15 protein-coding genes are annotated in these 13,416 nt (G+C 68.4%); 11 read left to right on the plus strand and 4 right to left on the minus strand.

Going from position 1 to position 13,416, the window contains the following annotated elements; all coding sequences use genetic code 11:
* Positions 1-199: 199 nt before the first annotated feature.
* The 3 genes from VH571_RS09035 to VH571_RS09045 are packed head-to-tail and all read left to right on the plus strand — an operon-like array spanning position 200 to position 3,590.
* A complete protein-coding gene (locus VH571_RS09035) occupies positions 200-1,774 on the plus strand; it encodes an adenosylhomocysteinase (RefSeq protein ID WP_423264245.1) in 1,575 nt (524 codons plus the stop codon).
* Positions 1,771-3,108 carry an amidohydrolase family protein gene (locus tag VH571_RS09040; RefSeq protein ID WP_423264246.1) on the plus strand — a complete coding sequence of 446 codons (1,338 nt, stop codon included), beginning with the start codon at positions 1,771-1,773 and terminating at the stop codon, positions 3,106-3,108. Before VH571_RS09035 ends, VH571_RS09040 begins: the two co-directional genes overlap by 4 nt.
* Positions 3,105-3,590, plus strand: coding sequence for a cupin domain-containing protein (locus VH571_RS09045; RefSeq protein WP_423264248.1), 486 nt, complete (start codon positions 3,105-3,107; stop codon positions 3,588-3,590). Before VH571_RS09040 ends, VH571_RS09045 begins: the two co-directional genes overlap by 4 nt.
* Positions 3,591-4,150: 560 nt before the next feature.
* On the opposite strand, the gene VH571_RS09050 is transcribed toward VH571_RS09045, so the two are convergent.
* The gene (locus tag VH571_RS09050; protein ID WP_055959036.1) at positions 4,151-4,666 is read right to left on the minus strand and encodes a MarR family winged helix-turn-helix transcriptional regulator; all 516 of its coding nucleotides are present in this window, start codon (positions 4,664-4,666) and stop codon (positions 4,151-4,153) included.
* Between the two features lie 227 nt (positions 4,667-4,893).
* Here VH571_RS09050 and VH571_RS09055 point away from each other — a divergent pair, with 227 nt between their 5' ends.
* Together VH571_RS09055 and VH571_RS09060 are read left to right on the plus strand one after the other, a co-directional pair.
* Complete coding sequence (locus VH571_RS09055; protein WP_157510008.1) at positions 4,894-5,052, plus strand: hypothetical protein; 159 nt, start codon at positions 4,894-4,896, stop codon at positions 5,050-5,052.
* Positions 5,049-5,249, plus strand: coding sequence for a hypothetical protein (locus VH571_RS09060; protein ID WP_123944480.1), 201 nt, complete (start codon positions 5,049-5,051; stop codon positions 5,247-5,249). Before VH571_RS09055 ends, VH571_RS09060 begins: the two co-directional genes overlap by 4 nt.
* A gap of 157 nt (positions 5,250-5,406) precedes the next feature.
* Here the strand turns inward: VH571_RS09060 and VH571_RS09065 are convergent, their stop codons facing one another.
* The gene (locus tag VH571_RS09065) at positions 5,407-5,625 is read right to left on the minus strand and encodes a hypothetical protein (protein ID WP_055959041.1); all 219 of its coding nucleotides are present in this window, start codon (positions 5,623-5,625) and stop codon (positions 5,407-5,409) included.
* 165 nt (positions 5,626-5,790) lie between these two features.
* Here VH571_RS09065 and VH571_RS09070 point away from each other — a divergent pair, with 165 nt between their 5' ends.
* Positions 5,791-6,579 carry a YqjF family protein gene (locus tag VH571_RS09070; protein ID WP_423264249.1) on the plus strand — a complete coding sequence of 263 codons (789 nt, stop codon included), beginning with the start codon at positions 5,791-5,793 and terminating at the stop codon, positions 6,577-6,579.
* Positions 6,580-6,620: 41 nt separating this feature from the next.
* Here VH571_RS09070 and VH571_RS09075 read toward each other — a convergent pair whose 3' ends face one another.
* Positions 6,621-6,965 carry a YnfA family protein gene (locus VH571_RS09075; protein ID WP_055959049.1) on the minus strand — a complete coding sequence of 115 codons (345 nt, stop codon included), beginning with the start codon at positions 6,963-6,965 and terminating at the stop codon, positions 6,621-6,623.
* An 80-nt stretch (positions 6,966-7,045) separates the two neighbouring features.
* On the opposite strand from VH571_RS09075, the gene VH571_RS09080 reads away from it, so the two are divergent.
* Positions 7,046-8,227, plus strand: a complete 1,182-nt coding sequence (locus VH571_RS09080) for a N(5)-(carboxyethyl)ornithine synthase (protein ID WP_423264251.1) — start codon at positions 7,046-7,048, stop codon at positions 8,225-8,227.
* A 17-nt stretch (positions 8,228-8,244) separates the two neighbouring features.
* Here VH571_RS09080 and VH571_RS09085 read toward each other — a convergent pair whose 3' ends face one another.
* Complete coding sequence (locus VH571_RS09085; protein WP_055959051.1) at positions 8,245-9,438, minus strand: MalY/PatB family protein; 1,194 nt, start codon at positions 9,436-9,438, stop codon at positions 8,245-8,247.
* 109 nt (positions 9,439-9,547) lie between these two features.
* Between VH571_RS09085 and VH571_RS09090 the strand changes: the two genes are divergently transcribed.
* The 4 genes from VH571_RS09090 to VH571_RS09105 all read left to right on the plus strand — a co-directional run bounded on the left by VH571_RS09090 (position 9,548) and on the right by VH571_RS09105 (position 13,412).
* Positions 9,548-10,450: an amino acid ABC transporter permease gene (locus VH571_RS09090; RefSeq protein WP_423264253.1), complete on the plus strand. Its 903-nt coding sequence runs from the start codon at positions 9,548-9,550 to the stop codon at positions 10,448-10,450.
* Positions 10,447-11,229 (plus strand): amino acid ABC transporter ATP-binding protein, encoded by a 783-nt coding sequence (locus tag VH571_RS09095; protein WP_423264254.1) that lies wholly within the window; start codon positions 10,447-10,449, stop codon positions 11,227-11,229. The genes VH571_RS09090 and VH571_RS09095 overlap by 4 nt, the downstream gene beginning before the upstream one ends.
* 36 nt (positions 11,230-11,265) lie before the next feature.
* A complete protein-coding gene (locus VH571_RS09100; RefSeq protein WP_423264255.1) occupies positions 11,266-12,318 on the plus strand; it encodes a transporter substrate-binding domain-containing protein in 1,053 nt (350 codons plus the stop codon).
* 179 nt (positions 12,319-12,497) lie between these two features.
* Positions 12,498-13,412 carry a hypothetical protein gene (locus VH571_RS09105; RefSeq protein ID WP_423264257.1) on the plus strand — a complete coding sequence of 305 codons (915 nt, stop codon included), beginning with the start codon at positions 12,498-12,500 and terminating at the stop codon, positions 13,410-13,412.
* Positions 13,413-13,416 lie beyond the last annotated feature (4 nt).

Below are 13,416 nucleotides of genomic sequence, written 5' to 3' on the forward strand. Positions count from 1 at the left end.
ACCGTCCCGCAAGCCACGCGTGTGACGGTCGCGTCATAGAGCGTCTCGGGTGGCGGGTGCCGGACGTGTGCCGCGAGATGGCCTTATCAACGGCATCTGCCGGTGCTCCCCGCAGATTCGGCCATCTCGCGGGGGCCGGCCCCGCCGTGGTGCCACTCCCCGCGACCGGGCACGCCTCGACCCTTGCCATACTGATGCCATGCCCGAGCCGGATGCCGCCGCACCACACGACGAGACCGACACCCGCACCGACGCCACCCGAAAGACCGACGCCGACCTCGCCTCGTCCGCGGTCCGTCGGTTCGCGCGGGCAACGAACCAGGTCATCGCCGGAAAGACCTTCAGGATCCGCGGAACCGCCCCCGCACTCGACCGACTCCTGCGCGATCTCGGCGCCCGACCGGCCGCCGAAGGGCACGACGCCGATCTCGACTGGTTCGCGGCCGTCGACCACGACGTCGAGCCGACAATCGCCCTGCCGAGCCGGGGCGACGCGACGGGCCGCATCGACTGGGCTCGACGCCACATGACGGTGTCGGGCCGGCTGGCAGCCGCGCTCACCCACGACGGGATCGTGCGCGGAGTGCGGATCGCCATCGCGATGGTGCTCGAACCGAAGACCGCCGTTCTCGCACTCCTGCTGCGCGACGCCGGCGCAGAGGTGGTCGTGTATGCGCACGCCGATGAGACCGACGACGAGGTCGCCGAGGCCCTCCGCGCGGAGGGGCTCGAAGTGTTCGCCGACTCCCGCGCCACGCTCGCCGGGCAGCGCGCCCTTGCGGTAGACCTGCTCGATCGACGACCCGCCTTCCTTCTCGACGACGGGTCGCATGTGATCCGACTCGCTCACGAGATCGGGCATCCGGCGCTCGACACGATGGTCGGAGCAGCAGAAGAGACGACGAGCGGATTGCGGCCGTTGCGGATCCTCGCCCGGCGAAACGAACTCGCGATTCCCGTGATCGCGGTGAACGATGCGCGAACGAAGACGTACTTCGACAACCGCTACGGCACGGGCCAGTCGTGCGTGTTCGCGATCCTCGATCTGCTCGACACACTGCCCGAGACGCCGGTTCGAGCAGGATCCCGCGCCACCGTAGTCGGATTCGGCCCCGTGGGCGAGGGCGTCGCCCAGGTGCTCGCGGCACTGGGCCTCACCGTGACCGTGGCCGAGACCGATCCGGTGCGGGCGCTCCAGGCCGTGTACGCGGGGTACGACGTCGCAGAGCTCGCGGTCGCTGCCAGCGAGTCTGACCTGATCGTCTCGGCGACCGGCGTGCGCGAGACGCTCTCGCTCGAGGTGCTGCGAGCCGCCCGCGAGGGCGCCGTGGTCGCTGTCGCGGGCGGCGTCGACCAGGAGGTCGCGCTCGACGCGGCCGCCGAGGCCGGGGCCACTCGCGAGCCTGTCGTGCCCAAAATAGGACGGCTGACGATGTCGGGGGGCCCGACCCTCCTCCTGCTCGACGACGGCGGCTGCATCAACATCACCGCTGCCGAGGGCAACCCGATCGAGATCATGGATCTGTCGTTCGCGGTGCAGCTCGAGGCTGTCCGCATGCTCGTCGACGATGGCTCGACGCTCGAACCCGGGGTGCATGCTCTTGGCCCGAAGGCGGATCGGGTGATCGCGACCGAGGCCCTGGCAGCTTGGGGCATCGCGGCTCCGGGGGCGGTTGCCGAGGCCAGGGCGCCCCGCGGCGGCGATTCGGACGGCGATTCTGCGGATCCTCGGACCACCCGCTTTGGGCCTCTCAGCTCGGAGACGCGCTCGTGACCGCCCCCGCCCGCGACTTCTCGCCCGTGGTCGTGCACTCGGCACGCATTGTCGTGCCGATGACTGCGCCGCCGATCCTCGACGGGGCGGTCGCCGTGCAGAGCGGTCGAATCCTCCACGTCGGTGAGCGCTCCTGGGTGCTCGACCGGCTCGACGCCAGCGGGCTTCGGTCGAGCGAGAGGCATTGGCCCGGTGCGATCCTGCCCGGTCTCGTGAACGCACACTCGCACCTGCAGTACACCGGAATGGCGAGCGTCGGCGAGGGCTCGTACGACGGCTTCGACGACTGGGCGAAGTCGTTCGGAGCCGTCTACTCAGGCCCGCACGACTGGGCCGCCGAGGCCGCTCGCGGCGCCGAGCTGTCGATTGTCGCGGGCGTCACGAGCGTCTCCGACGTGGTCACCGACATGGAGGCGGCTTCGGCGCTCGGCGACGCCGGGCTCGGCGGCATCGCCTACTGGGAGGTGATGGACTGGGAGAACGAGGCCTGGTCCGAGCGCGGGCGCGACCAGATCTTGGACGAGCTGACGAGGATCCCGGCGGACCCGGGCGTGGGCCTCTCGCCGCACGCGCCGTATTCGCTCGACGTCGAACCGCTCCTGGAGCTGCCCGACATCGTCCGGCAGCGCGGGCTCTGTCTGCACCTGCACCTCGGCGAGTCGGCGTTCGAGGGCGAACGCGGAATGGAGCCGGGTGGCTCGTCGACCGGCGACTCGGCTGCGGGTGGGCACGACGCCTGGCATTTCGTCGGCGTGCCGAGCTTCCGGGCACTCCGTGAGCTGGGGTTCGGTGCCAGCGCCACGGCTTTCGTCGACCGGCTCGGCGTGCTCGGCCCCGACTGCCACGTGGCACACGGCGTCTACATGACCGCCGACGACCGCGCTCTGCTCCGGGCCCGCGGCACCACGGTCGCCCTCTGCCCCCGATCGAACGCGGTCATCGGCCTCGATCCTCCCCCCGTCGCCGACTACCTGCTCGAGGGCAGTGCCATCGCCGTGGGCACCGACTCGCTGTCGTCGTCGCCTTCGCTCGACCCGCTGGCCGATGTGACCGCGTTGCACCTGATCGCCCGGTCGCAGGGCTACGCCCGGCACGACCTGCACGAGCGCCTGCTCACTGCGGCGACTCTCGGCGGCGCCCACGCGATGGGGCTCGACGTCGGGCCCGACCGCGTCGGCCATCTCGCCGTGGGAGCCCGGGCCGACCTCGCCGTGTTCGACGTCGATGCGCGCACCGTTCCCGACGCCTACGCCGAACTCGTCGAGGACGGCGCCGGTCGATGCGTCGCCACGATCATCCGCGGCGTCGTCCGCCACCAGAAGGAGCCCACATGAATGCCGTTCCCCCCGTGCCCCCATTCGAAGGTGCAGTCGCCCGGCGTTCGGTCGAGGGCGTCGTCCTCGAGTGGCTCGCTGTCCCGCCGCGAGCCTCGGACCTCGACCTCGAGCCCCACCCCGAGGGCGGCTGGTACCGGCGTACCTGGACTTCCGACGCCGCGACCTCGACCCCCGTCGGCGAACGGCCCGCAGCCACGCTGATCCTGTTCCTGCTGCCGCCCGGCGAGGCATCTGCGTGGCACCGGGTGACGTCGGACGAGATCTGGCTGTGGCACGGGCCGGATGCCGTGCTGCTCGAACTCGGCGGCGATGGTGAGGCCCCGGGGGCGTCGACCGGGATCCTTCTCGATGGCTCATCGCCGCAGGGGTTCGTGCCTGCGGGAGTCTGGCAGCGGACCGTGCCCTCGGACGGCGAGGCACTTGTGTCGTGCGTCGTGTCGCCGGGCTTCTCGTTCGCCGACTTCACGCTGGCCGACTGACTCCCGGGCTTTCCGCTGGGTGCCCGGGCGTTCCGCTGGGTGCCCGGGCGTTCCGCTGGGTGCCCGGGCGTTCCGCTGGGTGCCCGGGCGTTCCGCTGGGTGCCCGGTGGGAGTCTGCTCGACCGGGCAGCGAGAACGGCGTAGGTTTCTCTGTGCAAAGAATTTTATTCTTTGCGACGACCGTCGGGCGCCCCTGCCCGTGAAGCTAGTGCCCCGCTCGATCGTCAGGGCCGTACCTCGTGTTGAGAGGTGCGGCCCTTCTCATCGCCCGAAGCGTGTCGCCTCGGTGATGCGGTCACCCGTCGATAACGGGTGCGATCGAGACGTCCGCGAACCCGGTGCCCTGCCGTGAAGCTACCCACGGGCCCGCGGAACGTCGTTGCCGACCAGACTTGGCGGACTCGCCCACCGTACGAGACAACGGAATCCGATTTCTACCCCTGTACACCGTGCAGCTCACGCGGTACTTTAATCCCAGGTCAAGTCCGCTTTTCGCTAGTTGAGATAGCTAGTTGCCTTAGCTAGTTACTCTAACCAGGTGCGCTCTTGGCCGAGCGCAGTCACTGGTCGGTGACGTCGATTGCCGCGGTCATCTCGCGAAGGAACTCCGTCACGGCCCGGGCAGCATCGGCGTCGAGGTTTTCGGCCGCCGAGATCATTCGCGCGTGCATTCCCGCCATCGTGGCGCGCACTTCGTCATCCGAGCCGCCCGTGGCGGTGATCAGCACGCCGCGCCGATCGGTCGGGTGGGCGTGACGTTGCAGGTGGCCGCTCTTCACTAATCGGTTGATCAGCACCGATGTCGACGCGGTGGTGATCGCGAGATGCTCCGAGAGCGTCTTCGCCGAGACCGTCTCGCCAGCCCGCTGCGCCCGGAGGAGGAAGCGAATCGCAGCGAGATCGGTCTCACCCATCTTCATCGACGTGCGGGTGCGCTCGCGCATCTCTTTCTCGGCCTGACGGTAACGCCGGAGAGCGTTGAGCACCTCGGTGGCACGTTCTTCGGCGGTGACGTCGTACCAGAAGCCGGACGCGTCGAAGGTGCCCGAGGCCGCTGATGGCGTGGAATTCTCCATGGCCACACAGTAATTGCTAGACGCTGCAGGAACCGAAGAATCGGGGTCTCACCGGGCGCGATTATCCGAATTACGCACCTTTGTCGCTGTAGCTAGACTGGCTAGATACCTCCGGCCATACTCATCTCAGGCGCCGGTTCACGGCGGCGCCGGCCCCGGTTCACGGCGGGGTCCAGTTCGAGTAGTTCCCCTCAGGCAGTGCAGGCTGTCAGAAATGAGATGAACAGATGTCCCTTCTCCGACCCCCCACCACACAGGTCTCGCCCTTCTCCGAGATCCGCCAGATCGAGCGCAACAAGACCCTCGCGGTCATCGCGGCTTCCACCGTCGTTGCGACGAGCTGCCTCATCACGGCCGTCCTCGTGGCACTGGGCGTGCTCGCATGAGCATGTACCGTCGCGCCGAGAACGTCCCGCCCGTTCGCATCTCCGGTTACCCCAAGCGCCACCGCGGCTTTCTGAACGACGTGCGCCTCGCCACCGTCGATGCGATGCCGGTGCGCCAGCCCCGCCCGAAGCAGCCCGTCGAGGTCTGCTACGCCGACTTCTTCGCCCCAGCGGCGGAGGAGCTCGCAACCGCCTGACCTCTTCGACCCCTCCTCCTCTTTCTGGCCCGGGCGTCGAAACTCCACAAATGGCCCATGTCGCGCAAGCGCCATGGGCCATTTTTGGAGTCTCGGCACCTCCGGCCACGTCGCAGCGGCAAAGAGGAGGGAGAGCTGAGGCGGAAGGGAGCCGGAGCTACTTCTCTTCGTGCTTCAGGGCGAGACCCAGGGCGAAGAAGGTCGGCGCCCAGTGGCCGATGAAGATGCCCCAGCGGTCGGACTGCGCCTTGTCAGACGCGTCTTTACCCTGCGACGCGAGCCACGCGACGAGAGCGATCACGATCGAGGCGAAACCCCCCCAGTAGGCGTGCTCGCTCTTGATGCCGACGTCGGAGAGAAATTTGATGGGGTTCATGGCAGCTCCTAGGAGTGAAGTGGTCGAGATAGGTTCACTCCACTCCTCGGAGCCAGCCACGGTCCAAGAAAAGTCTCCGGCCCGAGAGAAGAGCTCGAGACACGGCCCCGAGGACAAGGATCCGCCCTCCCGCCCGTAACGCGAAGTCATGCGTACGCTCGGCGTATGCCCGCCACCCCGCCCAACGCCGATCGACACGGCGCCGATCCACGTGGGGCCGAACCGGTCTCGACCAAGGCACCCGATCTCGCCGGCCCCGCCGTCATCTCGCAGTTCTGGGGCGACCTCGCCTTTCTGCATTGGCGCGTCGACCCCGCTCTCGTCGAGCCGCATCTGCCGCACGGAGTACGCCCCGACGTCTTCGACGGCTCGAGCTGGGTCGGGCTGATTCCCTTCGAGTTGTCGCGCTCGGCGTTCGGCCCGTTGCCGCCGGTGCCCTACTTCGGCCGTTTCGCCGAGACCAACGTCCGCCTCTACGGCGTCGGCCCCGACGGCCGTCGGAGCGTCGTCTTCCGCACCCTTGAGGCTGCAAAGCTCGTTCCCGTGCTGACGGCGCGCCTCGGTCTTGGCCTGCCCTACACCTGGGCCGACATGAGCATCGTTCGTGGCGGCGGCACCATCACCTACGACAGCCGGCGGCGCTGGCCCCGGGCCACGACGGGCAAGCCTCTCCCGCGCACGCACGTGAAGATCCGCCCAGGATCCGAGACGGTCACGGGCGACCCGCTGGCCGACTTCTTGACGGCGCGCTGGGGTATGCACGTCGGCCGTGCTGGCCGGACGCGCTTCTGGCCCAACAACCATCCGGCCTGGGAGCTCCGCTCCGCCGAGCTGCTGGAGCTCGACGACGAGTTGCTGGCCGCGACCGGGTTCGAGGGTCTGGCCTCGCGCCAGCCCGACTCGGTGCTCTATTCGCGGGGTGTGACGACGAGGTTCGCGGCGCCTACCGCCTAGCTCGCTCTCCCACCGCGTACTGACCAACCGGGAAGCGCCCGTCAGTCGGCGACCCGGGCGTGCGGCGCGAACATGATCACGGCCACGCCGAGCAGGCAGATGATGGCTCCGGTGATGTCCCAGCGGTCGGGCTGAAATTTGTCGGCGACGACCGCCCACACCAGCGAGCCAGCGACGAAGACCCCGCCGTACGCGGCGAGAATCCGCCCGAAGTCGGCACTCGGCTGCAACGTCGCGATGAACCCGTAGGCGCCGAGCGCGACGATCCCGAGCCCGGCCCACCACCAGGCGCGCCCCTCGCGGACGGCCTGCCAGATCAGCCAGGCTCCGCCGATCTCAGCGACGGCGGCCACGGCGAACAGAATCACGATGCGGGCGATCGACATGCTCGATCATCGCAGGTGCGACGGGGTGGTCGAGGCACGCAACAACGCCGAGCGCAGAGACACCACCTCTAAGGTCGACTATGAGCGAATCCTCCGTACGACCCGAGATGCTCCGCCTCGGCGTCCTCGCGACATCCCGCAAGGCCGACGAGCGCCGACTGCCGATCCACCCCGCTCACCTCGATCGCATCGACGCCGACCTGCGGTCCAGCATGATCTTCGAGCGCGGCTACGCCGAGCGGTTCGGCATCCACGACGACGAGATCGAACCGCTCGTCGGCGCCCTGGCCGACCGCGACGCGATCATCCGGGAGGCCGATGTCGTTCTCCTGCCCAAGCCGCAGGCTTCCGACCTCGCCGATCTTCGTGACGGGCAGGTGCTCTGGGGGTGGCCGCACTGCGTGCAAGACACGGCGATCACCCAGCTCGCGATCGACAAGAAGCTCACGCTGATCGCCTGGGAGGCCATGAACCACTGGCAGGCCGACGGCGGTTTCGGGCTGCACGTGTTCCACAAGAACAATGAGCTCGCGGGCTACTGCTCGGTGCTGCAGGCGCTCCAGCTCTGCGGGTCGACCGGTGACTACGGCCGGCGTCTGAGCGCCATCGTGATCGGCTTCGGGGCGACCGCGCGCGGGGCCGTCACCGCTCTCAACGCGCACGGCATCCACGACGTGCGTGTCTTGACGAACCGGGGCACGGCCGCGGTCGGTTCGCCGATTCCCTCCGTCGACATCGTTCAGTTCGAGCACGACCCCGAAGCCCCGTACGCGAGCACGGTCCACACCACGGAGGGCGATCTGCAACTCGCCAGCTTCTTGGCCTCGACTGACATCGTCGTCAACTGCACCCTCCAGGATCCGAATGCGCCGCTCACCTACCTGCGACGCGAAGACCTCTCGGCCTTCCGCCCCGGCAGTCTGATCGTCGACGTCTCGATCGACGAGGGCATGGGCTTCGACTGGGCTCGGGCCACCACGTTCGCCGATCCGATGTTCACGGTGGGCGACTCGACGAACTACTACGCCGTCGACCACAGCCCGTCGCTGCTCTGGAACTCCACGACGTGGGAGATCAGCGAGGCACTGATGCCGTTCGTCCGCACGGTGATGGAGGGCCCAGGATCCTGGTCGTCGTCCGAGACCATCGACCGCGCCATCGAGATCCAGGACGGCCGGGTGCGGAACGACGCGATCCTCACCTTCCAGAACCGGTCGAGCAACTACCCCTACCCGGCCTCGCCGGCGGGTCTCACTCGCTGACGCCGTCCGCGACGGCGCTAGGCCACGTGCCAGACGAGAGCGCCCTGCATGCTCGACGGGTAGGCGGCCGCGATCCGGGCGACGGCCTCGCGGAGGGTGTCGGGTGAGCACGCGAGGTTGAGTCGGGCGAAGCCGCGGCCCTCGGCGCCGAATCCGAGGCCCGAGTTGAGCGCCACGTAGGCGTGTTCTCGCAGCGGGACCGCCGGATCCTCGCCCAGCCCTAGTCCACGGAAGTCGAGCCACGCGAGATAGCCCGCCTTGGGCCGGTGGTACACGACGCCCGGCAGCTGATCGGCGATGAGCTGGGCCAAGAGGCGGTCGTTGGCGACGATCTTCGCGATGGCATCGTCGAGCCAGCCCGTCGCGAGCGTGAAAGCGGCGATGTTGGCGTGCAGACCGAGGATGCTGGTGCGACAGGCGACCTCGTCGGTGAACGTGTCGAGCAGGGCGGCCGTGCGGTCGTCGCCGGCGACCACGACCGAGCATTTGACGCCGGCGAGGTTCCAGCCCTTGCTGGCCGACGTGACGACCACCGAGCGGGCGCCGCGCGACTCGGCGATCGGCGCGAACGGCTCGAAGACGACGCCGGGGTGTGTCAGAGGCCCGTGGATCTCGTCGCTGATGACGAGCACGTCGTACTTCGCGGCCAAGTCGGCGAGTGCCTCGAGCGTCTCGCGGGAGTGGACGAGACCGACCGGGTTGTGCGGGTTGCACAGCAGAAAGACGCCGACCCCGTCGGCGAAGGTGCGTTCGAGGCCCTCCAGGTCGAGTGACCAGACGCCCCACTTCTCAAGTAGCGGTACTTCGGCGACCTGACATCGGGCCTCCTCGACGAGTTCGAAGAAGGGCGGGTACACGGGCGGGCAGATCGCGACGCGACCTGCGTCTGGCAGGGCCAGCCGGATCGTCTCGACGATACCGACGCTGACATCGGTGGCGATGTGGACGCGACCAGGATCCAGCGCCCACCCCCAGCGATCCCGAGCGAACTGCGCGAAGGCCGGCGCGAGGGGACCCGGCCCGTCGAGGTAGCCGAGGTCCGATGACCGGACCCTCGCCACGAGGGCCTCTTCGATCTCGGGGGCGATGCCGTGGTCCATCTCGGCGACGAACAAAGGGAGCACGTCGGGTGCGTAGCGCGTCCACTTGATGCTGGTGCGGGCCGCGCGGATGTGCGAGGTCGGATCCTGGTCGTCGATGTGGTCGCCCATGCCGTCATGTTCCTCCGTCATCGCCCCGCGCGCGACTCTCGCTGTCACACCGGGAAATCTGGCGTCATGCACGAGCGGCCGAGCGCCGACGTCGGCAACACTGCAGGGCATGTCCACCCCCACCACGATCGAGAAGCGCACGCCGCCCCCTCCCGCCCCGCCACGATCCGACGATCTGCTTCGGCTGGCCCGGCGCCCCGTGCGCTCCCTCCGCCACCCCGTCCAGTGGATCCTCACCGCGCTCGTCGTCGTGGTGGCACTCAACTTCGGGCAGACCCTCTTCACCAACCCCGCGTGGGAGTGGGCGAAGGTGCCGGAGTACGTCGTCAGCCCCGCCGTCCTGACCGGCCTGAAGGTGACGCTGATCGTCACGCTGATCTCGGCCGTCGTGAGCTTCGCCGGCGGCATCGTCGTGGCGGTGGCTCGCCTCTCGCGCAACCCGGTGCTGAAGTCGCTGAGCTGGCTGTACGTGTGGGTGTTCCGGTCGGTGCCCCTGATCCTCGTCCTGATCTTTCTGTACAACCTCGGCAGCCTTTACCCGACGATCGGCATCGGCATCCCGTTCGGACCGCAGCTCTCGGTGCCGACCGTCTCGGTCCTCTCCGACATCACCCTGGGCGTCGTCGGTCTGAGCCTCGCCGAGATCGCGTTCGCCTCCGAGATCGTCCGGGCCGGTCTGCTCTCGGTCGACCACGGACAGCACGAGGCGGCGAAAGCCCTCGGGCTCCCCCGGTGGCGCCAGTTCTCTCGAATCATCCTGCCGCAGGCGCTCCGGTCGATCGTTCCGGCCTACGTGAACCAGATCGTCGGCCTGCTGAAGGGATCGTCGCTGCTCTTCTACGTGTCGCTGCTCGACCTCTTCGGAGTGGTGCAGAACCTCGGCAGCACGTACCCGACCGACATCATTCCCCTGCTCGTGGTCGCGACCATCTGGTATCTGCTGCTGACCAGCGTCATCTCGCTCGTGGAGTACTTCATCGAACGCCACTACTCGAAGGGAGTCGCCCGATGAGCACCGCTCTCGCGACCATCACCGGCGGTGCCGTCTCGATCCGCCACGCCACCAAGTCGTTCGGCTCCAAGGCGGTGCTGAACGGGATCGATCTCGATGTGCCGGCCGGCTCGGTGACGGCGATCATCGGGCCGTCAGGATCCGGTAAATCGACACTGCTCCGCACCATAAATCACCTGGAACGACTCGATGAGGGCTACGTCACCGTGGGTGACCAGCTGATCGGGGTGAAGGTGCACGGCGAGCGGTTCACCGAGCTCCCGGAGCGGGCGATCCTCCGACAGCGCTCCCGCATCGGGTTCGTCTTTCAGGGCTTCCACCTCTTTCCGCACCTGACCGCGCTCGAGAACGTCGTCGAGGCCCCGGTCGCCCATCGGCGCCCACTGGCCGAGGCGCGCGCAGCAGCACAGCGGCTGCTCGAGCGCGTCGGGCTCGGCGACCGGGGTGATGCCTACCCGGCCGAGTTGTCGGGTGGGCAGAAGCAACGCGTCGCCATCGCGCGGGCGTTGGCGCTGGATCCTGCCCTCATCCTGTTCGACGAGCCGACGAGCGCTCTCGACCCCGAGCTCGTCTCGGATGTGCTCGAGGTGATCCGTGCTCTCGCGGGCTCCGGCACGACGCTCGTGATCGTCACCCACGAGATCTCGTTCGCCCGCGAGATCGCCGACCAGGTCGTGTTCATCGACGACGGTCGCATCGTCGAGCACGGGCCGCCCGCGCAGGTGCTCGACCACCCGTCGCATCCCCGCACGCAGGATTTCCTGCGTCGCGTCCTCTAGCCACACCGTCAACCACCACCTCTCAGGAGCACAGCCATGCCTTTCGCCCCTCTCGCCTCGCCATCATCCGCGCGCTCGCATTCACGCCTCCGCCTCGTCGGAGCACTCGCGCTCAGCGCCTCCCTTGTCGGCGGTCTCGCCGCCTGCTCGTCGTCGGCGGATGCGGGTACGAACTCGGGCTCCGCCTCGGGCTCGTCGACCTCCGTCACCGTGGGTGCCGCCTCGAATGGCGCCGCCACCGAGACCACCATCACAGTGCCGACCGTCGAGTCGATCCGGAAGGAGCTGCCGGCCGATGTGCGGAAATCAGGAAAGCTCGTGATCGGCGTCGGCAACCTCCCCGCCGGCTTCCCGCCGCTGTCGTACCTCGGCGACGACCAGAAGACCCAGACCGGCTCCGAGCCCGACCTCGGCCGTCTCGTCGCGAAGGTGCTCGGCCTCGACCCCGAGATCAAGGCCGCCACCTGGGACAACCTCTTCGTCGGAATCGACACCGGAGCCACCGACGTCGGCCTCTCGAACATCACTGACACCGAGCAGCGCAAAGAGAAGTACGACTTCGCCTCCTATCGCGAAGACAACCTCGCGTTCGCGGTCAAGAAGTCGAGCACGTGGGAGTTCGACGACGACTACGAGAACCTGGCCGACCAGACCATCGCGGTGAGCGCCGGCACCAACCAGGAGAAGCTGCTGCTCGAGTGGCAAAAGAAGCTGAAGACGGAGGGCAAGACGCTGACCCTCAAGTACTTCCCCGACACCAACTCCACCTACCTCGCCCTGAACTCCGGCAAGATCGACTCCCTCTTCGGCCCGAACCCGGGGATCGCCTACCAGAACACCCAGTCCGCCGATTCGGCGAACCCCACGAGGACGGCCGGCACGTTTTCGGGTGCGGGATCCTCGTTGCAGGGTCTGATCGCCGCCACCACGAAAAAAGGCACCGGTCTCGCCGAGCCTCTGGCCGACGCGATCAACTACCTGATCGACAATGGCCAATACGCCAAGTGGCTAAAGGCCTACAACCTCGCCGACGAGGGCGTCGAAAAGTCGCTCGTCAACCCGCCCGGCCTGCCCCTCGACAACGAGTAGCTGTTCTCCCCCTCCCTCCCTCCCCTCTCCCCCCGGGGCGKGAGTGTCCACGATCTGCTGATGTTGCGTGCCGAACATCAGCAGATCGTGGACACTCACCGTTGCGCGGGGTGAAAGAGAGGGAGAGGGGGTGTGGAGAAGGAAAGCGGGGAGCAGGAGGGGGCGGCGACGATGTCGGGATGCAGAAGAGAGAGCTCCCGGCCGAACTCAGGGGCACCGCGTTTCGGGTCAGCGACGCTCTCGAGAGCGGGGTGGCGGCGCATCGGCTTCGCGCCCTCGACCTCCGGTCACCGCACTCGGGGCTCCGCTCCACCGGCGAGACCCCAACAGACCTACTGACACGATGCCTCGACTTGGTGCCACTCCTCGGCGAGGGCCGCTGCTTCAGTCACACCACTGCGGCGCAGCTGTGGGGGTTGCCGGTTCCGCTGGGCACCGCGCTCCACGACACGAACCTGCACGTGACGTCGACCGGCCCGACCCGCGAACCACGGCGGCCCGGCATTACCGGCCACCGCAGTGCGGACGCACTCGTGATGAACCACCTCGGTCTGCCGATCGTGTCGCCGCTCCGCGCCTGGGGCCAGTGCGCCGAGACGTTCGGCGTCGACGATCTCGTGATCATGGGCGACGCCCTGGTATCGAAGTGGTCACCCCATCGGCCGGCGCGGTTTCGCACTCTGCGGCAACTCGCCCAGCTGGTGCAGCGGTGGGAGGGGCGCCGAGGCGCCCTGGCGCTGCGAGAGGCGCTGGCACTCGTGCGACTCCGATCGTGGTCGCCGAAAGAGACGGAGCTGCGCCTCTTCATCGTCCGGTGCGGGCGGCTGGAACCACCGGAGTTGAACCGCCGCATGTACGCCGCCGACGGCAGCTACCTGGGGCGCCCCGACCTGGCCTACCGCGACCGCAAGATCGGCATCGAGTACGAGGGCGACTACCACCGAGTGTCGGCGTCGACGTTCCGCTCCGACATCGCCCGCCGGGAGCGCTTCGCCGACGACGGCTGGCGCACCCTCCGCGTCACTGGCGACGATCTCGCGTCCCCCGCCGAACTGGAGTCTCGCTGCCGCAGGTTTCTCCCGCCCGCCGCGTGATGCC

The organism is Frondihabitans sp. 4ASC-45, from assembly GCF_049472575.1.
GTDB lineage: Bacteria > Actinomycetota > Actinomycetes > Actinomycetales > Microbacteriaceae > Frondihabitans.

Excerpts from the sequence above, each read along its gene's own strand:
- VH571_RS09080 (WP_423264251.1), top strand. The coding sequence starts at position 7,046 with ATGAGCGAATCCTCCGTACGACCCGAGATGCTCCGCCTCGGCGTCCTC.
- VH571_RS09065 (WP_055959041.1), bottom strand. The coding sequence starts at position 5,625 with ATGAACCCCATCAAATTTCTCTCCGACGTCGGCATCAAGAGCGAGCAC.
- VH571_RS09100 (WP_423264255.1), top strand. The coding sequence starts at position 11,266 with ATGCCTTTCGCCCCTCTCGCCTCGCCATCATCCGCGCGCTCGCATTCA.
- VH571_RS09105 (WP_423264257.1), top strand. The coding sequence starts at position 12,498 with ATGCAGAAGAGAGAGCTCCCGGCCGAACTCAGGGGCACCGCGTTTCGG.
- VH571_RS09055 (WP_157510008.1), top strand. The coding sequence starts at position 4,894 with ATGTCCCTTCTCCGACCCCCCACCACACAGGTCTCGCCCTTCTCCGAG.
- VH571_RS09070 (WP_423264249.1), top strand. The coding sequence starts at position 5,791 with ATGCCCGCCACCCCGCCCAACGCCGATCGACACGGCGCCGATCCACGT.
- VH571_RS09050 (WP_055959036.1), bottom strand. The coding sequence starts at position 4,666 with ATGGAGAATTCCACGCCATCAGCGGCCTCGGGCACCTTCGACGCGTCC.
- VH571_RS09085 (WP_055959051.1), bottom strand. The coding sequence starts at position 9,438 with ATGGGCGACCACATCGACGACCAGGATCCGACCTCGCACATCCGCGCG.
- VH571_RS09045 (WP_423264248.1), top strand. The coding sequence starts at position 3,105 with ATGAATGCCGTTCCCCCCGTGCCCCCATTCGAAGGTGCAGTCGCCCGG.
- VH571_RS09035 (WP_423264245.1), top strand. The coding sequence starts at position 200 with ATGCCCGAGCCGGATGCCGCCGCACCACACGACGAGACCGACACCCGC.
- VH571_RS09095 (WP_423264254.1), top strand. The coding sequence starts at position 10,447 with ATGAGCACCGCTCTCGCGACCATCACCGGCGGTGCCGTCTCGATCCGC.
- VH571_RS09090 (WP_423264253.1), top strand. The coding sequence starts at position 9,548 with ATGTCCACCCCCACCACGATCGAGAAGCGCACGCCGCCCCCTCCCGCC.
- VH571_RS09060 (WP_123944480.1), top strand. The coding sequence starts at position 5,049 with ATGAGCATGTACCGTCGCGCCGAGAACGTCCCGCCCGTTCGCATCTCC.
- VH571_RS09075 (WP_055959049.1), bottom strand. The coding sequence starts at position 6,965 with ATGTCGATCGCCCGCATCGTGATTCTGTTCGCCGTGGCCGCCGTCGCT.